The sequence below is a fragment of the Mesorhizobium sp. M0136 genome (assembly GCF_040322515.1).
Classification (GTDB): domain Bacteria; phylum Pseudomonadota; class Alphaproteobacteria; order Rhizobiales; family Rhizobiaceae; genus Mesorhizobium.
Genome location: NZ_JAMYTP010000008.1, coordinates 218,890 through 242,154, shown reverse-complemented (window position 1 = coordinate 242,154; position 23,265 = coordinate 218,890). Strand labels below are relative to the sequence as shown.

Here is a 23,265-nt window from a genome sequence, read left to right as displayed (position 1 = left end):
GCGTCAGGCCGAGGCCTTGTCGATGTATTTCACCGCATCGCCAACAGTCAGGATGGTCTCGGCGGCGTCGTCCGGGATCTCGACACCGAACTCTTCTTCGAACGCCATGACAAGTTCGACCGTGTCGAGGCTGTCCGCGCCCAGATCATCGATGAAGCTCGCCTGCTCCGTCACCTTGTCGGCATCGACGCCAAGGTGCTCGATGACGATCTTCTTGACGCGCTCTGCGGTGTCACTCATTTGGGCATCCTCGTCTTTTGGTTGTCTGTCTTCGTTAGCGGGCAGAATGCCGCTAATCAAGCTGAAAGATGGTCCTGCCGGAAACGCAGCGGAACAGGACCGGTTTTTGCCCGAACCGCCGGGTTGCGGGCGGCATTACACGAAAAATCCCGTGCATCCAAGACGGAATGAAGCGTTTTCCCAAGTGTTAGATCATTGCCATGCCGCCATTCACATGAATGGTCTGGCCGGTGACGTAGGCTGCCTCGTTGGAAGCGAGGTAGGCGACGGCAGAGGCGACTTCGGCGCCCGTGCCCATGCGCCGGGTCGGGATCGCCGCCATGATCGCCTCTTTCTGCTTGTCGTTGAGCTTGGCGGTCATCGCCGATTCGATGAAGCCCGGGGCGACGCAGTTGACGGTGATATTGCGGGTGGCGATCTCCTGCGCCAGCGATTTGGAAAAGCCGATCATACCGGCTTTGGAGGCGCAGTAATTGGTCTGGCCGGGATTGCCGGTGACGCCAACCACTGAAGTGATGTTGATGATGCGGCCATGGCGGCGCCGCATCATCGGATGGGTAAGCTCGCGGGTCAGCCGGAACACGGCGGTCAGGTTGACCTCGAGCACGCTATCCCAGTCGGCGTCAGCCATGCGCACGAACAACCCGTCCTTGGTGATGCCGGCATTGTTGACGAGGATGTCGACGCCTTCGAGGTCGGCCTCCGCCTTCTGGCCGAGCGCCTTGACGTCGTCGCGGTTGGAAAGATTGGCCGGGAAAAGCTTGACCCGGTCGCCCAGTTCGGCGGCCAGCGCCTCCAATTTCTCGATACGTGTGCCATGCAGGCCGACGATGGCGCCCTGGCCGTGCAGCACGCGGGCGATCGCCTCGCCGATACTTCCCGATGCGCCGGTGACGAGCGCCTTGCGGCCGGTCAATTCGAACATTCTTGCCTCCTGATCTGAGCGAACACCCTTTGCATGGAGCGGGGTCAAATCGCCAGTTGATTATGCAAGCGCCCCAGCGCCGCCTCGACATCCGCCGCGGATCCGATGGCAGTGGTGGCAATATCGCGGTTGATGCGGCGGGCCAGCCCCGACAGCACCTTGCCGGCGCCCACTTCGTAAAGCGTCGCAACGCCGTTGCTGCCGAACCACTCCACCGTTTCGCGCCAGCGCACGCGCCCGACCACCTGTTCGACGAGGCGGCGGGCAATCTCGTCGGGATCGCTCGTCGGGGTCACCGTAACGTTGGAGACCAGCGGCACGGCGGGCGCACTCTTAGTCACGGCGGCCAGCGCCTCCCGCATGATCTCGGCCGCAGGCTTCATCAATGCCGAATGGAAGGGCGCCGAGACCTGCAGCATCAGCGCCCGCTTGGCGCCCTTCTCCGTGCATAGCTTCGCCGCCAGTTCGACCGCCGGCCTGGCGCCGGAGATCACCAGCTGGCCGCCGCCATTGTCGTTGGCGATCTGGCACACCAAGGCTTGCGCGGGATCTCTGGCGGTGCCCTGGGCGGCCTCTGCGCAAGCGGCCTCGACGTCGGCCTGTTCCAGCCCGATGATCGCCGCCATGGCGCCCTCGCCGGCCGGTACAGCCGCCTGCATGGCATTGCCGCGGATACGCAACAGCCGGGCGGCGTCGGCGACCGAAACGAAACCAGCGGCCGCAAGTGCCGAATATTCACCGAGCGAATGGCCGGCGACATAGGTGACCTTGCCGTTCAGGGAGAAGCCGCGCGCCTCCAGCGCCCGGACTGCGGCAAGTGACACCGCCATCAGTGCCGGCTGGGCATTGGCGGTCAGCGTCAGCGTCTCTTCCGGGCCTTCCCAGATCAGCTGCGATAGTTTTTCACCGAGCGCGTCGTCGACTTCCTCGAAGATCCGCCGCGATTCCACAAAAGTATCGGCGAGGTCCTTGCCCATGCCGACGGCCTGGCTGCCCTGCCCCGGAAAGGTGAATGCGATGGCCATCGTCGGCTCCCAGCTGCTGGTTCTCGCTGCCTGTGACGCAAGGCGTGCGCCCAAGTCAAGTCCAACCTTGACCGCTCAGCGTCGGCCGAGTGCCTGTTTCGGCAGGCTTTTTGGCGATCACTCATGATGAAAACCGCTCACGATTTGTTTGCTGGCTCTTCTTATTTCCGCCGCAGGCGCTAGGCTTTGCGTGACAGTTCGATGACAATCGAGTGACGCCTTTGTTGCGGGCCGGGGAACTATTGAAGTGGCAAAGACCAAGCAGAGCGCAGCCGAGGCGGCGCCACAGTTTCTTGAAGGCGATCCGTCGACTGGCTATCTGCCGGCGCGCAGATGGCCTGTCATCCGCTATGGCCTTATCAGCTTGCTGGCTGCGGCCATCCTGGTGTTTGCCATCGAACTGATCGTGCGCGGCAACTTTGCCGGCACCATTGATTTCTTTCTGCAGCCTTTCAAACCCGGCTGGACCACGATCATCATTTTTGCGCTGATCCTCATCGGCCTCGACGCCGTGCTCGGCCGCAGCCATCAAAGCCTGATGATCGTCGCGCCGCTGACATTGTCGCTGGCGTTCGTCGGCCACCAGAAGTCGCTCTATCTCGGCGATCCGCTCTATCCGACCGATTTCCTCTATTCCCGGCAGATCGTGGCACTGATGCCGCTCCTGGTCCGCGACCGCCCGGGAACCGCCATTGCCCTGGCGATCGGCATCGTCGGCGGGCTGTCGCTGCTCGTCTATGGCTGGCGGTTATGGCGCCGCCGCGTTCCGGCGCTCAGCCACAAGGGCCGCCTTGCCCGGCTGACGCTGACGGTGCCGCTGATCGCTTTCTTCGTCTCCATCATGGACTATGCCACTTTCTCGTGGACGCGCGACCGGCTGCAGATCATCCCGATTATGTGGGACCAGAAGGAAAACTATGCCTCGAACGGTTTTGCGCTCGCCTTCGCGCTGAACGTCCCGATGGCGCATGTCTCGGCGCCGCCCGGCTATTCCGACAAGGCAATCGAAGCGATCGGCAAACCGCAGGTGATCGCCTCGGTACCTGCCGAGAAGCCCGACATCATCGTCGTGATGAGCGAATCCTTCTGGGATCCGACCAAGCTGCCCGGCGTCACCATCACACCCGACCCTATCCCCAATGTGCGGGCACTGCGCACGGGCTACATGTTCTCGCCGGAGTTCGGCGGCATGACGGCCAACATCGAGTTCGAGGCCCTGACCGGCTTTTCCAACGCCTTCCTGCCGGCGGGCAGCATTCCCTACCAGCAATATGTGCGGACACCGACTCCCTCGCTGGCGACCTTCCTGAAAAGTCAGGGCTATCGAGCGCGCGCCATCCATCCCGGCACCAACTGGTTCTGGAACCGGGGGGCCGTCTATGCCGATTTCGGCTTCAACGACTTCAAGTCCGAGGAGACGTTGCCGCCCATGCAGAAGCGCGGACCGCTCGCGTCGGACGCAGCGATGACCGACGAGATCATCCGCGAAGCCGATACCAGCGCCGAGCCGGTCTTCTTTTTCGCCGTCAGCCTGCAGAACCACGGGCCGTATGAGCCGTATCGCTATAACAATCCGACCCACAAGGTGCAGGCGCCGATCAGCCAATGGGCACGTGAATCGCTGTTGAGCTACGCCGAAGGCTCTTCCGATGCGGACCGCGGCCTCGAGCGGCTGATCGAATGGGCGAAGAAACGCGAGCGGCCGACCGTCATCGCATTCTTCGGCGATCACCTGCCGCCGCTTGGGCCGGTCTACGTCGAGACCGGTTTCCTGAAGGACAATGTCGCGCCGCGCAAGGAGCCGGCCGACCAGATGCTGCAGCACCACGAGACGCCATTGATCGTCTGGTCGAACCGCAGCGGCCCGGCCGAGGATCTGGGCGCCGTCAGCCCGGCCTTCCTGCCCTACCATATCCTGAAAACGGCCGGCATCAGCCATCCCTATTACACCGGCTTCCTCGGCCAACTGCGAGAGCGCTACCGCGTCATCGACCGCAATTTGCTGTTGGCACCGGGGGGCGACGCCACCCCCGATTGGTCGCGTCAGAAAGAGATCGATCCGGCAATCCGCGACTTCCGTCTGCTGCAATACGACATGATGTTCGGCAAGCGCCATGCGGCGCCCGATTTCTTCCCCGAAACCACCGGCAAAGTGGCTGCACATACGAGCTGAGGCAGCTGAAGTTGCAGCGTGATGCGCGAACTCCGATCGTGCCGTCGAGAGACGGGAATTGTTGCAGCTGATTGCCGACTGCGTAGAGCTGTTCGATTTGTTGGCGTTACCTCGATCGTCTCCCGCGATTATACGAACAGGGCATCCGGTTTGTTTTGTCAGGCGAAATGCCGGAAAACATCCTTGGGTCCGGGCAGGAAATCCATAAGACCTTGCGAATGAGGCCAGCAGCCCAATAAAACCGGACAACTCGCGTGCAACTCATCTGCTTACGACACGTCGGCCGTTTGCCCTTGCCTTGCGGCCAAATTCCTGTATAGACGCCCGCAATCTGCCGGTCCTTGCTGGGGGCTGAACGGAGGGCCGGAGGTTTTTCGAAACCTTCGTGTGAAGCCGGAAGTGCTTCCGCCTCCCGTGTCTCCGCTCTCGACCGTCTCGTCATGCTCCTTTCTTCCCCGCCTTCGCAAGGATTGCGGGTCAGAGAAGTTGCAGAGGCTTTTGCCGCCGGGAACCGGGAGAGAAACGAAGAAAGGCACGAACACTATGGCTCTATACGAACATGTGTTTCTTGCTCGGCAGGACCTCTCGCAGCAGCAGGTCGATGCGCTTGTCGAACAGTACAAGGGCGTCATCACCGCGAATGGCGGGTCCGTCGGCCGGGTCGAGAACTGGGGACTGAAGTCCCTCACCTACCGGGTCAACAAGAACCGGAAGGCATATTATACACTCATGGACATCACCTGCCCGCCGGCCGCGCTCAACGAAATGGAGCGCCAGATGGGTCTGTCCGAGGACGTACTGCGTTTCCTGACCATCAAGGTCGATGCGCATGAGGAAGGTCCGTCGGCAATGATGCAGAAGCGCGAAGAGCGCTCGGAACGCGGCGGCTTCGGCGACCGCGACCGTGGCCCGCGCTCATTCGGCGACCGCGATCGCGGTGACCGTGGTGATCGTCCGCCGCGCAGCTTCGGCGATGGCGGTGCCGATCGTGGCCCGCGCCGTCCGCGCGAAGGCTTTGAAGGAGCCGCAGAATAATGGTCGACATCAACCAGATCCCAACCCGGCGCCCCTTCCACCGCCGCCGTAAGACTTGCCCGTTCTCTGGCGCCAACGCGCCGAAGATCGACTACAAGGACGTGCGGCTTCTGCAGCGCTACATCTCCGAGCGCGGCAAGATCGTGCCATCGCGCATCACCGCCGTCAGCCAGAAGAAGCAGCGCGAACTCGCCAAGGCGATCAAGCGTGCCCGCTTCCTCGGCCTGCTGCCCTACGTGGTCCGCTAAATCTACGCGGGCGGTTCGCCGCCCGCTTTTTGTCACCGGCCACGACGGGCGTAGCCGGATCGAACACCAAATTCCGGGTTGGATTTCGACAAGAGATCCTAACTGCCGCGACAGGCAGGACAGCGACACAGGCGGCGACGCCCCAGCTTCCTGACCTGTTCCAGACAACTCGGCGCCGATCCTGAGGATAGCGCCCAAGCGAAGGAACAAAACCATGGAAGTCATTCTTCTCGAACGCGTTTCCCGCCTCGGCCAGATGGGCGACACCGTCAAGGTCAAGGACGGATTCGCCCGCAATTTCCTGTTGCCGCAGGGCAAGGCGCTGCGCGCCAACGAAGCTAACAAGAAGAAGTTCGAGGGACAGCGGGCGCAACTGGAAGCCCGCAACCTGGAGCGCAAGTCCGAGGCCGCGCAGATTGCAGAAAAGCTCGACGGCAAGAGCTTCATCGCCGTGCGCTCGGCCGGCGAGACCGGTCAGCTTTATGGTTCGGTCTCGACACGCGACATCGCCGAGCTGGTGACGGCGGAAGGTTTTTCGGTCAACCGCAACCAGATCCTGCTCAACCAGCCGATCAAGACCATTGGCGTCACCAATGTGGCGATCGCGCTGCATCCGGAGGTCGAGGTTACCATCACGCTCAACATTGCCCGCACGGCCGACGAAGCGGAGCGCCAGGCCAAGGGCGAAACGCTGACAACCGCCGAAGCCATCTACGGCGAGGACATCAACGATAATGCGCGGCCGGAAAACTTCTTCGATCCGAATGCGGAGTTCGAGGGCGGCGAAGACAACGGCTGATCGTCATTCGTCGGCATTCGCCGGCTAATCGCTATTCTGGACCAATGCCCGGGCCTCGTACCCGGGCATTTTTATGCCAAATGGAACTTTTCGAACCCCTATATCTTGATGCAGAATAAGACAGCCTGTCTGACCGAGAGGGGACATTTGGTCATGAATATTCTGCTGAAACGCATTCTCGACCGCCTGGTCCGCACAGGCAATCTCAAGGTGACAGGGCCGCAAGGCTCGATGGTGACTTTCGGTGACGGCAGCGGCGAGCCGGTGCACATGCATATCAAGACAAGGCATGCCGAGCGCGCCATCACTTTCGATCCGATGCTGGCGGTGCCGGAAGCCTACATGGACGGTGAACTCGACATTCTCGAAGGCGGCGTGCTGGGGGTGATGCGCATTGCGTTCCAGAACATGGGCAGCGGCGGTATCGATGCCACCTGGTCGAAAGCGATCGAAGGTCTGCGCCACGCCTTCCGGCGCCTGCAGCAGATCAACACGGCGTCGCGGGCGCGCCGCAACGTGCAGCGCCATTACGATCTGTCGGGCGACCTCTACCGCCTCTTCCTCGATGAGGACATGCAATATTCCTGCGCTTATTTCGAGCAGCCGGATATGACCCTCGACGAGGCACAAGCGGCCAAGAAGCGCCATATTGCCGCCAAGCTCAGGCTGAGGGCCGGCCAGACGGTGCTCGATATCGGCTCCGGCTGGGGTGGGCTTGGGCTTTATCTCGCCAAGGCGTTCGACGTCGACGTACAGGGCGTGACGCTGTCGACCGAGCAGCACGGCGTCGCCACCGACCGCGCCCATGCGCAAGGCCTGCAAAACCGGGTTCATTTCGACATCAAGGACTATCGCGAACTCAATGAACGTTTCGATCGCATCGTCTCGGTCGGCATGTTCGAGCATGTCGGCGTCAATCATTTCCGCACCTTCTTCGACAAGTCGGCGACGCTGCTGAAGCCGGACGGCGTCATGCTGCTGCATACGATCGGCCGCTCCGGCGTGCCGTGGGCGACCAGCGCCTTCATCCGCAAATACATCTTCCCGGGCGGCTATATTCCGTCGCTCTCAGAAGTGATGCCGGCCATCGAAAAATCGGGGCTCGTCGTCACCGACATCGAGGTTCTGCGGCTGCATTATGCCGAGACGCTGAAGCATTGGGGCGAACGCTTCGCCGCCAACCGCGACAAGGCCAAGGCGATTTATGACGAGCGCTTCTGCCGTATGTGGGAGTTCTATCTTGCCGCCTCGGAAGCTGCCTTCCGCTGGCAGGATCTGGTGATCTTCCAGATCCAGATTGCCAAGAAGAACGACACGCTGCCGATGACGCGCGATTACATGGCCAATTGTGAGAAGGCGCTGGAGATGCGCGATCTTGGACGTCGTGAAAAGGCTCCGGCGGCCAAGCCCGCTCGCCGCCGCAAAATGGTGGATCCGGAGTAGACGGCCGGCAATCGCGCCATTGCCGCTTGCCATTTGCCGACTGGCACGCTGAAAAGGCTCCCGTCAACGCGGGACCTTTTTTATGACCTACCTCCTCTACGTCGCTGCCGCACTTGCCGAGATCGCCGGCTGCTTTTCGTTCTGGGCATGGTGGCGGCTGGAAAAATCGCCGCTGTGGTTGGCGCCCGGTCTCGTCTCGCTGGTGCTATTCGCGTGGCTGCTGGCGCTGGTCGACATCAGCGCGGCGGGCCGGGCCTACGCCGCCTATGGCGGCATCTACATTGCCGCCTCGCTGGCCTGGCTGTGGCTGGCGGAAGGCGTGCACCCCGACCGCTGGGATCTTGCCGGTGCCGCGATCTGCATCGTTGGCGCCTCGGTCATTCTGCTCTCACCTCGGACTGTCTAAGCGATGGAACTGCCCGTCCCGCTTAGACAAGGCGTCGATCGCCTTCTCGAACAGGTGCCGTTGCCGATGCTTAAGCAAGCGGCAAAGACGCTGTCGGACCGCTACCGCGCAGAGTTGCGCGACGGTCGCCTGCACATGGCCGAAGACATGGCGGTGAAGGCCTATCTGGCAACGCGGCTGCCGGCGACTTATGCTGCCGTCCGCGCCAGCCTCGACGCGGTAAGCGAGGCGCGGCCCGATTATGCTCCGAGAACGCTGCTCGATGTCGGCGCCGGCCCTGGCACGGTGCTTTGGGCCACAACCAATCTCTGGCCGGATCTCCAACAGGCGGTGCTGCTCGAGGCCGGCGCCGCCGTGCGAAGGGTCGGCGAAGCACTTGCCGCGGATGCGATCACGGCCAGGACCGCCTGGCGGACCGGCGACGTCACCGTCGACCTGGTCGATCTGGAGCCGGCCGAGCTGGTGACTTCAGCCTATGTGCTGGATGAGATCGCGCCGGCATCGCTGGCAAAACTCGTCGACCGGCTCTGGCAGCTGACCGCCGACACGCTGCTGGTGGTCGAGCCGGGCACGCCGGCCGGCTGGCAGCGTATTCTTGCCGTGCGGCGGCAGCTGATCGATACGGGGGCGCACGTGCTTGCGCCCTGCCCGCATGAGGCGCCCTGCCCGCTCGTCGCTCCCGACTGGTGCCATTTCGCCCGCCGCGTAGCCCGCTCGCGCCTGCACCGTCTGGCCAAGGATGCCGAGGTGCCGTGGGAGGACGAGAAATTCATCTTTGTCGCGGCTTCCCGCCATCCGGCCGCTCTGCCTCGAGCGCGAGTGATCGCACCGCCGAAGTCGGGCTCCGGCAAGGTCTTGCTGAAGCTTTGCCAACAGGATGGGAGTGCTGCCGAGCGACTGTTCACCAAGCGCGATGGCGAGACGTTCAAGGCCGCACGGCGACTGGACTGGGGTGATGCCTTGCCGGAATGACCGGCAGCTATTTTCCTGTTTTGTTCTCGCCCAAGAACGGCTAAGCTCGCCATCTTGATTCGAGTCAATTGAGATTCTTTCCACCGAAAGAACCTGGCTGTGAATCGCGGGCATCAAAGTTGGTTGGTTGGGGACTGATGCAGATAAGTCATCACCGACTTGTCTCGTTCTGATATCGAGAGACCGGGGATTAGGACCGGGGACATCATGGCAGAGGCAGCACGAAAATTCGGCGTGGCGGAAACACCGCTCTATCGCGAGGCGCCGAACAACATCGAGGCCGAGCAGGCGCTGCTCGGCGCCATACTGGTCAACAACGATGCCTTCTACCGCGTCTCCGACTTCCTGAAGCCCGGCCATTTCTACGAGCCGCTGCATAGAAAGATCTTCGAGGTCGCGGCTGAGCTCATCCGCATGGGCAAGATCGCGACGCCAATCACGCTGAAGACCTTCCTGCCGGCCGACGAGAAGGTCGGCGACATGACGGTGGCGCAATATGTCGTGCGGTTGGCGGTCGAGGCCGTCACGGTCGTCAACGCCACCGACTATGGCCGCGCCATCTACGATCTGGCCACGCGGCGCGCGCTGATCACCGTCGGCGAGGACATGGTCAACATCGCCTATGACGCGCCGGTCGACATGTCGCCCTCCGACCAGATCGAGGATGCCGAGCGGCGCCTGTTCGAGTTGGCCGAGACCGGCCGCTATGATGGCGGCTTCGAGAGCTTCACCGACGCCGTCAAGACCGCCGTCGACATGGCCAATGCCGCCTATATGCGCGACGGGCATCTGTCGGGCGTCGCCACCGGCTTGCGCGACCTCGACCGCCGCATGGGCGGCCTGCAGTCGTCCGACCTGATCATCATTGCGGGGCGCCCCGGCATGGGCAAGACCTCGCTCGCCACCAATATCGCCTTCAATATCGCCGAGGCCTACGTCCCGGCGCAGCAGGCCGACGGCTCGTTCAAAGCGGCCAATGGCGGCGTCGTCGGCTTCTTTTCGCTCGAAATGTCGTCCGAACAGCTGGCCACCCGCATCATTTCCGAACAGACCGAAATCCCGTCGTCGAAAATCCGGCGCGGCGAGATCAGCGAGATGGATTTCGAAAAGCTCGTCGCATGCTCGCAGACGATGCAGAAAATCCCGCTGTTCATCGATCAGACCGGCGGCATTTCCATTGCTCAGCTGTCCGCCCGGGCACGTCGCCTGAAGCGCCAGCGCGGCCTCGACGTCATCGTCATCGACTATATCCAGCTGATGCAGGGGTCGAGCGCGAAATCGTCGCAAAACCGCGTCCAGGAGATCACCGAGATCACCACCGGGCTCAAGGCGCTAGCCAAGGAGCTGGCGGTGCCGATCATTGCGCTGTCGCAGCTGTCGCGCCAGGTCGAGAGCCGCGACGACAAGCGCCCGCAGCTTTCGGATCTGCGCGAATCGGGCTCCATCGAACAGGACGCCGACGTGGTGCTGTTCGTCTACCGCGAGGAATATTATCTGAAGAACCGCGAGCCGAAGCCGGGCACCGACGAATACATCAAATGGGAACACGAGATGAACGAAATGCGCGGCAAGGCCGAAGTCATCGTCGCCAAGCAGCGCCACGGCCCAACGGGGTCGGTCAGCCTCGCCTTCCAGGGCGAGTTCACCCGCTTCTCGGATCTCGCCGAGGAACATCATTTGCCGGATCGGTTTGAGTAAGCGATTGGCCGACATAACAACAAGAAAGCGGGAGTACGGCGTTCCTTCGCGCCCCCCTCTGTCCTGCCGGACATCTCCCCCTCAAGTGGGGAGATTGGCTGTCACCTTGCCCAGCTCTCTAATCTCGGACGCTGGAGATTGGCGAAACCCGAAGCGCAATCCGATCTCCCCCCTCGTGGGGGAGATGTCCGGCAGGACAGAGGGGGGCGCTGTCCCGCCTGCCTATCCTGCGCTGGCACCTGCCACACCCGAACCGGGCCACGCCTGATGGCCAAGTCCCGCGTCCAGTTCATCTGCCAGAATTGTGGTTCGGTGCATCAGCGCTGGGCCGGCAAATGCGATGCCTGCGGCGAGTGGAATACGCTGGTCGAGGAAGGCACGTCCGGCGGCATAGGCTCGGGTCCGGCCAACACCCGCAATGCGCGCAAGGGCCGCGCCGTGGTGCTGACGACGCTGTCCGGCGACATCGAGGATGCGCCGCGCATTGTCTCCGGCATCGGCGAGCTCGACCGCGCCACAGGCGGCGGCTTCGTGCGCGGCTCGGCGCTGCTGGTCGGCGGCGATCCCGGCATCGGCAAGTCGACGCTGCTCACCCAGGCCGCGGCCGCGCTGGCGGCAAAGGGCCACCGCATCGTCTACGTCTCGGGTGAAGAGGCGGTCGCCCAGATCAGGCTGCGCGCGCAGCGGCTCGGCGTCGCCGGCACCCCGGTCGAGCTCGCCGCCGAAACCAATGTCGAGGACATCCTCGCCACCATCGCCGACGGCAAGCGGCCGGATCTGGTCATTCTCGATTCGATCCAGACGCTGTGGACCGACATGGCCGATTCGGCGCCCGGCACGGTGACCCAGGTGCGTGCCGCCGCCCAGGCGATGATCCGCTATGCAAAATCCACAGGGGCGGCGATCGTTCTGGTCGGCCATGTCACCAAGGAGGGCCAGATCGCCGGCCCACGCGTCGTCGAGCACATGGTCGACGCGGTGCTCTATTTCGAGGGCGAAGGCGGCCACCACTTCCGCATCCTGCGCACGGTCAAGAATCGATTCGGGCCAACCGACGAGATCGGCGTCTTCGAAATGTCGGACAAGGGCTTGCGGGAAGTCGCCAACCCGTCCGAGCTTTTCCTCGGCGAGCGCCATGCGAAGTCGCCGGGTGCCGCGGTTTTCGCCGGCATGGAGGGCACACGGCCGGTGCTGGTCGAGATCCAGGCGCTGGTGGCGCCGTCGACGCTGGGCACGCCGCGCCGCGCCGTCGTCGGCTGGGACGGTGCCCGGCTATCGATGATCCTGGCGGTTCTGGAAGCTCATTGCGGCGTCCGCTTCGGCACCCACGACGTCTATCTCAACGTTGCCGGCGGCTACCGCATTTCGGAGCCGGCTGCCGACCTGGCCGTGGCGGCGGCACTGGTTTCCTCGCTCACCGGTCTTGCCCTTCCCGCCGATTGCGTCTATTTCGGCGAAATCAGCCTTTCGGGTGCGGTGAGGCCGGTTGCGCATGCGCAGCAGCGTCTCAAGGAAGCCGAAAAGCTGGGTTTCGGAAGCGCGGTTCTGCCCTTGGGCAGCGAGGAACTTGTTGGTGGTAATGGGGTCGGGGGGATCGGAGCCGGCGCTTTCCAGCCCACCGAGCTTGCCGATCTCGTGGCGCGCATAGCCGGCTCACGGCGCAGCCGCGTCGACGAGCGAGAGTGATGCGGCTCGTCGAGCCGCGAAAAAGAGATCGGAGTGGGGCGAAAACATGCCGATTACGCTGCTTGACGGAATTCTCGTCGGCTTCACCCTGGTCTCGGCGATGCTCGCCATGGTTCGCGGCTTTTCGCGCGAGATCCTGTCGATCATCTCCTGGGCAGCCGCTGCGGCGGCCGCCTTCTTCTTCTACAAGCCGGTGCTGCCTTACATTCAGCCCTATATCGACAACGAAAAGGCCGCCATGGCGGCGGCCGCCGGTATCGTATTCATTGTCGCGCTGATCGTCGTTTCGGTCATCACCATGAAGCTCGCCGACTGGATCATCGATTCCAGGATCGGCGCGCTCGATCGCACACTTGGCTTCCTCTATGGCGCGGCGCGCGGCATCCTGGTGGTCGCGGTTGCGCTGCTTTTCTTCAATTGGCTGGCCGGCGCCAAGGCCCCAGGCTGGATTGCCAACGCCAAGTCAAAGCCGCTGCTCGAATCGATCGGCGCCAAGCTCGAAAGCCTGCTGCCCGAGGATCCGGAAAACGCTATCCTCAACAAGCTCAATCCGAATCAGCCAGCCACCGAGACGCCTCTGGCCCCAGACGCCCCTGCAGCGGAAGCACCTGCCGCCGGCGACGACGCCACCGCTCCGGCACCCGATGACAGCGACGCGCCACCGGCCGACAATGCGCCCGCGACGCCGGCACCTGCAAACCCGGCGCCGGCAAACTGATTTCGACAGACTTGCCAATCTGCAGACTTGGCGAGGCATCAAGACTGACGATCATGTGAACGCCGCACGACGTGCGTTGCTTTCGATGCGCTATGACCTTATATGGCGACTTTAGCGGAGCTTGAGCCCCCAATGGCAGACGCAGACGACGTGCTTTCCGCCGAAGCCGACGACCATTTCCACGACGAATGCGGCGTGTTCGGCATTTTCGGCCGGCAGGACGCCGCAGCCATCGTAACCCTCGGCCTGCATGCGTTGCAGCATCGAGGCCAGGAAGCGGCCGGCATCGTTTCCTACGACGGCACCCAATTCCATGTCGAACGCCATGTCGGCCTGATCGGCGACACCTTCACCAAGCAGCGTGTCATCGACAGCCTGCAAGGCAACCGTGCCATCGGCCACACGCGCTACGCCACCACCGGCGGCTCCGGCCTGCGCAACATCCAGCCTTTCTTCGCCGAACTTGCCGATGGCGGCTTTGCCGTCGCCCACAACGGCAATCTCACCAACGCCATGACCGTGCAGCGCGCGCTGCAGAAGCAAGGCGCCATCTTCTCTTCCACCTCCGATACCGAGACGCTCTTGCATCTGGTTGCCACCAGCAAGGAGCGCGACCTGAATTCGCGCTTTATCGATGCGGTGCGCCAGGTCGAAGGCGCCTTCTCGCTGGTGGCGATGACGTCCAAGAAGATGATCGGCTGCCGCGACCCGCTCGGCATCCGCCCGCTGGTACTCGGCGATCTCGACGGTGCCTGGATCCTCGCCTCGGAAACCTGTGCGCTCGATATCATCGGGGCGCGTTTCGTGCGTGACCTGAAGCCCGGCGAAATGGTCGTCGTCACCAGCAAGGGCATCGAAAGCCTGTTCCCGTTCGAGCCGCAGAAGACCCGCTTCTGCATTTTCGAATATGTCTATTTCGCGCGGCCGGATTCGTCTGTCGAAGGCCGCAATGTCTACGAAGTACGCAAGCGCATCGGCGCCGAGCTGGCGCTGGAAAGCCCGGTCGAGGCGGACATCGTCGTGCCGGTGCCGGATTCGGGCACGCCGGCGGCGATCGGCTTTTCACAGGCCGCGGGCATTCCGTTCGAGCTCGGCATCATCCGCAACCACTATGTCGGCCGTACCTTCATTCAGCCCGGCGATTCGATCCGCCACATGGGCGTCAAGCTCAAGCACAACGCCAATCGCCGCATGATCGAAGGCAAGCGCGTGGTTCTGGTGGACGATTCGATCGTGCGCGGCACCACCAGCCAGAAGATCGTGCAGATGGTGCGCGATGCCGGCGCCAAGGAAGTGCATATGCGCATTGCGTCGCCGCCGACGCGCGCCTCCTGCTTTTACGGCGTCGACACGCCGGAGAAATCGAAGCTGCTGGCATCGCGCATGTCGGTGGAGGAGATGGCCGAGTTCATCCGCGTCGATTCGCTCGGTTTCCTATCGATAGACGGGCTCTATCGCGCCGTCGGCGAAGCCGGCCGCGACAACGAGCAGCCGCAATTCTGCGACGCCTGCTTCACCGGTCAGTATCCGACCCGGCTTGCCGATTTCGAAGGCTCCGACAATGTGCGCACGCTGTCGCTGTTAGCGGCCGGCGGGTCGTAGGCCTTGCCGGTCCGTTTGTCTCCCTCCCCTTGGCCCCTTACGGCGGCTTCACCTTGCCTGTCGGAATCCATCGTATGAGCCTTGACCTCTCCGGCCGCGTTGCGGTCGTCACCGGCGCGTCGCGCGGTATCGGCTATTTCATCGCCAGGGAGCTTGCCGCGGCCGGTGCGCACATAATTGCGGTTGCTCGCACCGTCGGCGGCTTGGAAGAACTCGACGACCAGATCAAGGCAGGTGGCGGACAGGCGACGCTGGTACCGCTCGATCTTGCCGACATGGCGGGGATCGACCGGCTGGGCGGCGCCATCCACGAGCGCTGGGGCAAGCTCGATATACTGGTCGCCAACGCCGCTGTGCTCGGCGTCATCGCCCCGATCGGCCATGTCGAGGCCAAGACCTTCGAGAAGGTGATGACCATCAACGTCACCGCAACATGGCGGCTGATCCGCTCGGTCGACCCGCTGCTCAGGCTTTCCGATGCCGGCCGTGCTATCGTGCTGAGCTCCAGCCTTGCCCACTCCGCACGCGCCTTCTGGGCGCCTTATGCGGCGTCGAAGGCGGCGGTCGAGGCCATGACGCGTTCATGGGCGCATGAGACCGAAAACCTGCCGCTCAGGGTCAATGCCGCCGATCCCGGGGCAACGCGCACCGCGATGCGGGCGCAGGCCGTACCCGGCGAGGATCCTGAAACACTGCCGCACCCTTCGGAGATCGCCAAGCGTATCGTGCCGCTGGCCAGCCCTGCGCTCAAGGAGACCGGGCTGATCTTTCAGGCCAAGCACAATCGCTTTGTCGCCTACCGGCAGCCGGAGTAGCCAAATGGTCAACGGCCGCGGCGACACGCCCAACCGGCACGACGTTTTGACCGGCTCCAAGCCGGACGGCACGAAAATAGCCGGAGTTGCTAGGATCGTGCGACTCCCAAACAAGCAGAGCGAGGAAATACTCATGGCGGCACCGAGCGTAGCGTTAGTCTGGTATCTGGTGATCGCCGGCCCGCAAGGCGGCATGGTCGTGCTGCCCAGCACATTCGACACCCGCGAACAGTGCGCCTTCGCTATAACCGAATACCAGAAGCAGCCGACGCCGGCCGGCTGGTCGGTGCAGTGCGTGCCGAGCGCCTCGCCCTTCGCCGACGAGGGCGATGCTGAGGAGCCGTCGGCGCAGTAGGACAGCGTGATCTCCTCCCTTGAGGGGGAGATGGTCGACAGGCCGGAGGGGGTTGGTCCGACCGGGCTCGGCCTGCTGCAGCGGTTGGCGCTTCACGCGAGACAACCCCTCTGTCGCCTTCGGCGACATCTCCCCCTGAGGGACCCTCAAGGGGGAGATCGTCAGCGTCGCGCGCTGACCGTCAGCTCCGGCTTCTGGCTGATGGTCTGAAACACCACGCAGTAGCGCTCGGTCAGCTTGAGCAGCGCATCGATGCGCTCCTGCGGTTCGTCGGTGTCGAGCCCAAATGTCAGCCGGATGGCGCGGAAGCCAACCGGCGCATCCCTCGCCACGCCAAGCGTGCCGCGAAAGTCGAGATCGCCTTCGGCTTCCACCGTGGCGGCCCCAAGCTTGAATTCCAGCGCCGTCGCCACTGCCTTCAGCGTGACACCGGCGCAAGCCACCAGCGCTTCCAGCAGCATGTCGCCGGAGCAGAGTTCGAGCCCGGTGCCGCCGGTCGCCGGATGCAGCCCGGCAATGGCAATCGCCCTGCCCGTCTCGACCTTGCAGGCGATCGATTGGTCGTCGATCGAGCCCTTGGCCCTGAGGGTAATCAGCGCGCGCGAGGCGTCGTCGCGATAGGCCTCCTTCAGCGGCCCCTGCATGGCCTTCAATGCGATCGCGTCCATTTCATTTCTCTCCCATAGTTGTCTGGCTTCGCCGCTTAACGGCGGTGTCGCCTGCCCCAAACGCAAGTCCCCGCTGGCGTAGCGCTTGGCAGGCTTTCGCCCGTATAGCCTGACGGTACGGGTGCCCGACATCCAACGCCTTCACACCCTCTCTCGCAACACATTCGTAAGGCCGCCGGACATATGGCCGATATCGCCACCCTGGAAACCCGCGAAAGGGTTCTTGCGGGCATCCTGTTCAACGGCGCTGCCGTCTACTGTTTCGATGCACGACGCCTCGATCGAGCTGACACTATGGTGTCAGGACGGGGCAGCGTAAGCTGGTAAAATGACGGAATCGCTGGACATGTCAGGCACAGTGGAAAGCGCCCGCGAACGTACCCTCGGCATCATCCTGGTCTCGGCATCGGCGGCCGTCTTCGGCCTCACCGGCGTGCTGACCAAATCGATCCATGCCGACCCGCTGACCATCACCTGCTGGCGCGGCTTCGTCGGCTCGATCCTGATCAGCCTTTATGTGCTATGGCGTCGCCAGCGCTCCGGCGGTCGCGACAGCCTGCGGCTCGGCTGGCGCGGCTGGCTGCTGGCGATCGAGGGCGCGCTCGCCAGCATCGCCTTCATCTCGGCGTTCAAGTTCACCTTTGTCGCCAATGTCGCGATCATCTATGCCACGGCCCCTTTCGTCACCGCGCTGCTTGCCTTCATGCTGGTCCGCGAGCCGTTCCGGCTGCAGACGCTTGCCGCCGCCGCCGTGTCACTGTGCGGTGTGGCGATCATGGTCTGGTCCGGCTTCGGCACCGGCCATCTGTTCGGCGACGGGTTGGCGCTGCTGATGACGATCGGCAGCGCGCTCTACATGATCATGGTGCGGGCCTTCCGCGACACGCCGGTGGTGTGGGCGGGTGCCGTGTCGGCGTTCCTCCTGTTCGTGCTCGGCTGGCTCATCACCGATCCGCTGGCCGTCTCGGCCAGTGACGCTGTGCTTCTAGCCACCTTCGGCGCCTCGTTCGCGCTGGCCTCGATCCTGTGGACGGAGGGCACCCGGCTTATTCCGGCGGCCGAGTCAGGATTGCTGGGCTCGGCCGAAGTGCCATTCGCGATCCTGTTTGCCTTCCTGTTCCTCGCGGAGATCCCGCCGGCAGCCAGCATGCTCGGCGGGGCCATCGTGCTTTGCGCGGTGTCGCTCACGCCGGCCGAGACTGGCTGATGGCCAGGCAGCGCGCAGCGGATGCATGACCGATCCTCGCCGCGTCCGAGGGCGAGTTGGCGGTCCGATCACGAGAAGTCCGTTCCTCAAAATAAATTTGAAAAGTCATGGAACCATCATAGGGCTCAGTCATTATGGCTGCGACGGGCCACCCCAAGTCCCCCCAAACCCCTCGGCCCGTCCTACTCAGAGCCGACCGCAAGGTCGGCTTTTTCTTTGCTGGCTCAGTTGGCTAAGGCCAGGTTGCCGCTGAACAACGCGGCCAGATCCTGCGCTGGCCGATCGGCATCCTCACGCAAGCGGATGGCGAATTCGGCGACCGGCACTGGCGGCAGATCAAGATCGCGCGGCGCCTCGACGATGCCGGAATGAGCGAAGCGCGCCGTCCTCAACGTCAAGGCGATGCCGGCGTGCACTGCCGTGCGCAGGCCGGCAAGGCTGGCACTGCCGGCAGCAATACGGTAGCGACGGCCGGCCGCATCGAGTGTCCTGGTCGCCGCTTCGCGAAACCCGCAATGAGGATCGAGCAGTGCCAGGGGCAGTTCGTCGTGGCGGGTGGCCAGCCCATTCTGTGAGCAAAGCCAGATCATTGGTTCCTTGAGCACGCCGACTTCATCGCGTGTCGGCACCTGCCGCATGGCAATGGCCAGATCAAGGGTGCCGGCCTGCAAAGCCTGCGCCAGTTCGGCGGAACGGCCGACGCGCAATTCGATCCTGACGCGCGGATGGCTGACAGCGAAAGCCCTAAGAAGCTGCGGCAAGCCGCTGTCGGCGAAGTCCTGCGTGGTGCCGATGGCGACGCGCCCGTCGGCATGCGCCCCTTTGAGGGCCAGCCACGCCTCGCGGTGCGCGGCAAGGATGCGACGCGCGTGGCCGACCAGATCCTCGCCTGCCGGCGTCAGGCCGCGTCCTCGCCCCTGCGGTACCAGCAGCGCTTCGCCGACAACATCCTCCAGCCGTTGCATCTGCGCGGTCACTGCGGACGGCGAGCGGCCGACGATCGACGCAGCCTGCGCCAGGGAACCGCCATCGACGAAAGCAAGGAAAGTCTTGAGGAGGTCGGGATCGAACATCTGCATAATTCGATATTATCAAAGTGTCTATCAAAAACAATTCGATTTTTCTGATGAAAGGACAATGGCATGATTTTTTCGACGGCGAGAAACGCCGCTTGAAGCCGAGGAGAAGAGACATGCCGATCATCAATGTCAGCGTTACCGGCAAACCCGATGCCGGTTTGTCAGCCGCCATTGCAAAGGAGGTAACCGAACTGACGGCAATGCATCTGCGCAAAGATGCAACGATTACAGCTGTTGCCATTTCCTATCACGACCCCGAGCACTGGTTCGCCGGCGGCAAGTCGCTGGCCGAGCATGGCGCCAACACGGCTTGGCTCGACATCAAGGTTGTCGACGGCACCAACACCAAGCTCGAGCTGGAGGCGTATCTGCAGGCAATTTTTGCCGCATTCGGCCGGCTTCTGGGCAAGGTGCATGAGGAAAGCTACGCCCTCGTGCATGAAGTGCCTGCGGCCGCCTATGGCTTTGGCGGCAAGACGCAGGAATTCCGCTTCATCAGCGGAAGGATGAAAGCGGCGTAGCTGCGATAGGCAGCCGAATCCAGTGATGACAGGAGAAAAGGAAAATGGAGCCGCATTGACGTTGATCCAACTTCGGCTAGGTTCTCACCCGAAGCGGCCACTGAAGAGCCGTGACGTGAGATTGTTGGGAGATGCGGCGATGATCCTGACACTGGCGCTGCTTGCGGGTCTTGTCGCGGCCTGGCTGCTGATCGGCGTGGTGGAGACGTTCCGCCTCGGCCTGCGTTTGAGCCAGGCGCTGCTCTACGTGCCGTTCAAGCTCGCCTACCGGATCAGCGACGAGCGCATCAAGATTGCCCGCAAGTCGGCGGCCCCGGTCATCTACGTCGTTTGGCATCAGTCACGCATCGAGCCGGCGCTGATGCTGTCGCTGCTGCCGGAGGACACGCTGCACATCCTCGACCAGGCTTCGGCCAGGTCGCCGTGGCTGGAGCCGTGGCGTGAGCTCGGCCGCACCATCGCCTTCAACGCCGAGCATGTCTTCGTCAGCCGCAGATTGGTGCGGGTGCTGAAGGGCAAGGGCCGGCTCGCCGTTTACCTGCCGGATGCGGTCGAGCCCGACGTCAAGTCATTTCGGTTGTTTCGCGCCATCACCCGTATCGCCATGCAGGCCGATGCGCGCATCGTGCCGATCTTCGTTGCCGGCGCACGCAGCCTGCCGGCTTCACTGACGCCGGCGGACAAGGTGCCCCGCCACTGGTTTCCGCAGCTGTCGATCAGCGTGCTGGAGCCGATGACCATTGCCGAGCTGGTGGCGCGGAATCCCGATCAGGCCTCCAACACCAATGCGTTGTTCGATCGCTTCGCTGAGGCCAGGCTTTTCGGCAACGATCTCGATCGCGGCCTGTTTCTTGCCATGCGCGATGCCGCCGACCGGGTTGGCGCTTCGCATCCAATTGTCGAGGACGTCATTGGTGGCGCGCTGAGCTACCGGAAAATGTTCATCGGCGCCAGGGTTTTGGGCCACCGCTTCGAGGCAATAACAGCGCCGGGCGAAGCGGTTGGGCTGCTCCTGCCCAACGCCAATGGGGTCGTGCTGTCGTTCGTCGGACTTTTGTCGGCTGCGCGGGTGGCAGCAATGATCAACTATACCGCCGGCCCGGCCAGCGTCACCGCCGCCGTCCGCACGGCGATGATCCGCACCGTGGTCTCCTCACGCGCCTTTGTCGAAAAGGCCAATCTCGCCGACATCGTCGAGGCGGTGGAAAAAGGCGGGGCGAAACTGTTGTGGCTGGAGGATGTTCGCGCAAGCGTGACCGTGCTGGACAAGGCCGCAGCCGCCTTGCTGTGGCGCTGGCCGCTGCAGCGCCAGGATGCGGCCAAACCGGCGGTGATCCTGTTCACCTCCGGCTCGGAAGGCACGCCCAAGGCCGTGGTGCTGTCGCACCGGAACCTTCTTGCCAATGCGATGCAGGCGGAAGCCCGCATCACCATCTCGCCTGCCGACATCCTGCTCAACGTGCTGCCGGTGTTCCACTCGTTCGGGTTGACCGGCGGCACCATCCTGCCGCTGGTCACCGGAGTAAAGCTGTTCCTCTACCCGTCACCGCTCCACTACAAACTTATTCCGGAGGTGGCGCGCAAGGTCCGGCCAACGGTGATGTTCGGCACCGACACGTTCCTCGCCAACTATGCCCGCACCGCCAAGGACGATGATTTTTCCAGCCTGCGCTTCGTCGTCGCCGGTGCCGAGGCGGTGAAGACGGAGACGCGCCGCGTTTACCGTGAGCGCTTCCAGGCCGAGATCATCGAAGGTTTTGGCTTGACCGAGGCCGCACCGGTGGTTGCCGTCAACACCGCCATCCACGGCCGCGACGGAACGGTCGGGCGGCTGCTGCCGGCCATGCGCATGAAACTCGAACCGGTCGAAGGCATCAGCGACGCCGGCCGGCTGTGGCTCGACGGGCCGAACCTGATGATGGGCTACATGACCGCCGACAGGCCGGGCGAGCTGCAGCCGCTCGAAGGCTGGCACGACACCGGCGATATCGTTTCGGTCGATCGCGAAGGCTTCATCACCATTCGCGGCCGCGCCAAGCGCTTCGCCAAGATAGCCGGCGAGATGGTATCGCTTGGTGCGGTCGAGATGCTGGTGCAGTCGCTGTGGCCGGAAGAACATCACGCCGTGGTGGCAGTGCCGGACAAGCGGCGCGGCGAGCGCCTCGTTCTGGTCACCACCGCCGATAATGCAGATCCCAACGAATTGCGCGAATTCGGCAAAAAAGCCGGGGCGGCCGAACTGATGGTGCCGAACGACATCGTCAAGGTCGAAGAGATCCCGGTACTGGGCTCGGGCAAGACCGACTATGTCACGACTAGAAAGCTGGCACTCGAGAGGCTGGGACTGAGCGCAGCCGCCTGAGGTTTGCTGTCGAAAACTCTAGAGGACCACCACCGACAACAGCAGAATGACGCCGACGGCCATCATCAGCAGGCCCGGCCAGTTCTGCGACAGGCCGAGAAAACGGAGCCCGCGCTGCCGCGGCTCCAGCGTCGGACCTGGTGTTGCGAGATTGGGCGTCGGACTATCCGGCGCGGTGGAGACAGCGGCCGGCTCACTGAGCCGCCCGCGCAAGATGGCCGCAACCGCCATATAGACGAGGCCGGCGACAGTCAGTAACGCGCCGATGAGGATAACAGCCATTTCTCCTCGTTTCCGATGGTTCTGCCCGATGCGGCAGCTTGCGCGACGTTGACGACGTATCACGACCAGCCGCTCAAACGGACCTACCAACACAAACGGTCTGGCCGCCCAGCAAGTTCCGAAAACGGGTTTTTGAGGTGCGTTCCACAGCGCCGCGTGCTCTGCGAGCCGCTCCCAAGTCAAAATCCGTCAGCCAATGTCCGACGACGGCACCTTCTCGCCTTCGCGCTTGGCGCGTCTCGAATAGGCGCGCACGCTGAACGGCAAGAAGACCAGATAGCCGGCAACCGAGGCCGTCAGCGTATACCAGGGATAAGTCATCAAAAGCAGGACGTAGAGAACGACTGCGAGAATGATCGGCAGCACCCTGTCGCCCGGTATCCTGACGCTCTTGCCGGAATAGACGGGCAGTCTGCTGACCAGCAGGAACGCCACCAAGATTGTAAAGCCGGTGGCAATGAAGGCCGCCAGGCGGCTGGGTTCAAGCCCAAGCCTGAGGAAGAACAGATAGAGCGGCAGCATCACCAACACCGCACCCGCCGGCGCCGGCACGCCGACGAAATATTCGGTCTGCCACTGCGGACGGTCGAGCTCTTCGTCGAGCACGTTGAAACGGGCAAGCCTCATCCCACAGGCGATGGTGAACAGCAGTGCGGCGATCCAGCCCGGCGAACCTGCCCTGTCGAGTAGAAAGGCATAGAGCACCAGCGCCGGTGCCACGCCGAAATTGACGATATCGGCCAGCGAATCCATCTGGGCGCCGAATTTGGAAGTCGCCTTCAGCATTCGCGCCAGACGGCCGTCGATACCATCAAGGAAGGCGGCGAGCAGCACCATCACCACCGCTGGCTCGAAGCGGCCCTCGAAGCCGAAGCGAATACCGGACAGGCCAGCGCAGATGGCAAGCACCGTGACCAGATTGGGCAGCACCATGCGCATCGGGATTTCGCGAATGCGCGGTCCACCGCCGCCATGCGCCTCGAATTTCTTGAACGGCGGCGCCACC

22 protein-coding genes and 1 pseudogene are annotated in these 23,265 nt (G+C 63.4%); 16 read left to right on the top strand and 7 right to left on the bottom strand.

Features of this window, described 5'->3' with window-relative positions:
• Positions 1 to 3: 3 nt before the first annotated feature.
• The 3 genes from NKJ35_RS12675 to fabD form a co-directional block, all read right to left on the bottom strand.
• Positions 4 to 240, bottom strand: a complete 237-nt coding sequence (locus tag NKJ35_RS12675; protein WP_006203723.1) for an acyl carrier protein — start codon at positions 238 to 240, stop codon at positions 4 to 6.
• 187 nt (positions 241 to 427) lie between these two features.
• Positions 428 to 1,165: a 3-oxoacyl-[acyl-carrier-protein] reductase gene (gene fabG / locus NKJ35_RS12670; protein ID WP_352647384.1), complete on the bottom strand. Its 738-nt coding sequence runs from the start codon at positions 1,163 to 1,165 to the stop codon at positions 428 to 430.
• Between the two features lie 44 nt (positions 1,166 to 1,209).
• Complete coding sequence (fabD, locus tag NKJ35_RS12665) at positions 1,210 to 2,190, bottom strand: ACP S-malonyltransferase (protein ID WP_352647381.1); 981 nt, start codon at positions 2,188 to 2,190, stop codon at positions 1,210 to 1,212.
• Between the two features lie 247 nt (positions 2,191 to 2,437).
• Here fabD and NKJ35_RS12660 point away from each other — a divergent pair, with 247 nt between their 5' ends.
• The 13 genes from NKJ35_RS12660 (at position 2,438) to NKJ35_RS12600 (ending at position 16,140) form a co-directional block, all read left to right on the top strand.
• Positions 2,438 to 4,363 (top strand): LTA synthase family protein, encoded by a 1,926-nt coding sequence (locus tag NKJ35_RS12660; protein ID WP_352647379.1) that lies wholly within the window; start codon positions 2,438 to 2,440, stop codon positions 4,361 to 4,363.
• 543 nt (positions 4,364 to 4,906) lie between these two features.
• Positions 4,907 to 5,398 (top strand): 30S ribosomal protein S6, encoded by a 492-nt coding sequence (gene rpsF, locus NKJ35_RS12655; RefSeq protein ID WP_254820244.1) that lies wholly within the window; start codon positions 4,907 to 4,909, stop codon positions 5,396 to 5,398.
• The gene (gene rpsR / locus NKJ35_RS12650) at positions 5,398 to 5,646 is read left to right on the top strand and encodes a 30S ribosomal protein S18 (protein ID WP_006203718.1); all 249 of its coding nucleotides are present in this window, start codon (positions 5,398 to 5,400) and stop codon (positions 5,644 to 5,646) included. The genes rpsF and rpsR overlap by 1 nt, the downstream gene beginning before the upstream one ends.
• A gap of 214 nt (positions 5,647 to 5,860) precedes the next feature.
• The gene (rplI, locus tag NKJ35_RS12645) at positions 5,861 to 6,445 is read left to right on the top strand and encodes a 50S ribosomal protein L9 (RefSeq protein WP_254820243.1); all 585 of its coding nucleotides are present in this window, start codon (positions 5,861 to 5,863) and stop codon (positions 6,443 to 6,445) included.
• Between the two features lie 153 nt (positions 6,446 to 6,598).
• Positions 6,599 to 7,888 carry a cyclopropane fatty acid synthase gene (locus NKJ35_RS12640; RefSeq protein ID WP_352647378.1) on the top strand — a complete coding sequence of 430 codons (1,290 nt, stop codon included), beginning with the start codon at positions 6,599 to 6,601 and terminating at the stop codon, positions 7,886 to 7,888.
• 82 nt (positions 7,889 to 7,970) lie between these two features.
• On the top strand, positions 7,971 to 8,294 hold the full coding sequence (locus NKJ35_RS12635; RefSeq protein ID WP_352647376.1) for a YnfA family protein: 324 nt from the start codon (positions 7,971 to 7,973) through the stop codon (positions 8,292 to 8,294).
• 3 nt (positions 8,295 to 8,297) lie between these two features.
• Positions 8,298 to 9,266 (top strand): small ribosomal subunit Rsm22 family protein, encoded by a 969-nt coding sequence (locus tag NKJ35_RS12630; protein ID WP_352647375.1) that lies wholly within the window; start codon positions 8,298 to 8,300, stop codon positions 9,264 to 9,266.
• 207 nt (positions 9,267 to 9,473) lie between these two features.
• Entirely contained in the window at positions 9,474 to 10,964 is a 1,491-nt protein-coding gene (locus NKJ35_RS12625) for a replicative DNA helicase (protein WP_023677714.1), read from the top strand.
• 267 nt (positions 10,965 to 11,231) lie between these two features.
• Positions 11,232 to 12,650 carry a DNA repair protein RadA gene (radA, locus tag NKJ35_RS12620; RefSeq protein ID WP_352647373.1) on the top strand — a complete coding sequence of 473 codons (1,419 nt, stop codon included), beginning with the start codon at positions 11,232 to 11,234 and terminating at the stop codon, positions 12,648 to 12,650.
• A 46-nt stretch (positions 12,651 to 12,696) separates the two neighbouring features.
• The gene (locus NKJ35_RS12615; protein ID WP_254820238.1) at positions 12,697 to 13,368 is read left to right on the top strand and encodes a CvpA family protein; all 672 of its coding nucleotides are present in this window, start codon (positions 12,697 to 12,699) and stop codon (positions 13,366 to 13,368) included.
• Between the two features lie 132 nt (positions 13,369 to 13,500).
• Positions 13,501 to 14,970: an amidophosphoribosyltransferase gene (purF, locus tag NKJ35_RS12610; RefSeq protein ID WP_352479226.1), complete on the top strand. Its 1,470-nt coding sequence runs from the start codon at positions 13,501 to 13,503 to the stop codon at positions 14,968 to 14,970.
• Between the two features lie 74 nt (positions 14,971 to 15,044).
• On the top strand, positions 15,045 to 15,785 hold the full coding sequence (locus NKJ35_RS12605; RefSeq protein WP_352647371.1) for an SDR family NAD(P)-dependent oxidoreductase: 741 nt from the start codon (positions 15,045 to 15,047) through the stop codon (positions 15,783 to 15,785).
• A gap of 133 nt (positions 15,786 to 15,918) precedes the next feature.
• Positions 15,919 to 16,140, top strand: coding sequence for a hypothetical protein (locus NKJ35_RS12600; protein ID WP_254820234.1), 222 nt, complete (start codon positions 15,919 to 15,921; stop codon positions 16,138 to 16,140).
• A 161-nt stretch (positions 16,141 to 16,301) separates the two neighbouring features.
• On the opposite strand, the gene NKJ35_RS12595 is transcribed toward NKJ35_RS12600, so the two are convergent.
• The gene (locus NKJ35_RS12595) at positions 16,302 to 16,808 is read right to left on the bottom strand and encodes an OsmC family protein (RefSeq protein ID WP_352647369.1); all 507 of its coding nucleotides are present in this window, start codon (positions 16,806 to 16,808) and stop codon (positions 16,302 to 16,304) included.
• Between the two features lie 346 nt (positions 16,809 to 17,154).
• Here NKJ35_RS12595 and NKJ35_RS12590 point away from each other — a divergent pair.
• Positions 17,155 to 18,044 (top strand): annotated as a pseudogene (locus tag NKJ35_RS12590) (DMT family transporter).
• A gap of 195 nt (positions 18,045 to 18,239) precedes the next feature.
• On the opposite strand, the gene NKJ35_RS12585 reads toward NKJ35_RS12590, so the two are convergent.
• Positions 18,240 to 19,094, bottom strand: a complete 855-nt coding sequence (locus tag NKJ35_RS12585) for a LysR substrate-binding domain-containing protein (RefSeq protein WP_352647367.1) — start codon at positions 19,092 to 19,094, stop codon at positions 18,240 to 18,242.
• A 113-nt stretch (positions 19,095 to 19,207) separates the two neighbouring features.
• Here NKJ35_RS12585 and NKJ35_RS12580 point away from each other — a divergent pair, with 113 nt between their 5' ends.
• Both NKJ35_RS12580 and NKJ35_RS12575 read left to right on the top strand, forming a co-directional pair.
• On the top strand, positions 19,208 to 19,615 hold the full coding sequence (locus tag NKJ35_RS12580) for a tautomerase family protein (RefSeq protein WP_352479219.1): 408 nt from the start codon (positions 19,208 to 19,210) through the stop codon (positions 19,613 to 19,615).
• A 139-nt stretch (positions 19,616 to 19,754) separates the two neighbouring features.
• Entirely contained in the window at positions 19,755 to 21,977 is a 2,223-nt protein-coding gene (locus NKJ35_RS12575; protein WP_352647428.1) for an AMP-binding protein, read from the top strand.
• 18 nt (positions 21,978 to 21,995) lie between these two features.
• Here the strand turns inward: NKJ35_RS12575 and NKJ35_RS12570 are convergent, their stop codons facing one another.
• Entirely contained in the window at positions 21,996 to 22,259 is a 264-nt protein-coding gene (locus NKJ35_RS12570) for a hypothetical protein (protein ID WP_254820228.1), read from the bottom strand.
• Positions 22,260 to 22,448: 189 nt separating this feature from the next.
• Positions 22,449 to 23,264, bottom strand: a complete 816-nt coding sequence (locus NKJ35_RS12565; RefSeq protein WP_023677728.1) for a CDP-alcohol phosphatidyltransferase family protein — start codon at positions 23,262 to 23,264, stop codon at positions 22,449 to 22,451.
• Position 23,265: the final 1 nt, after the last annotated feature.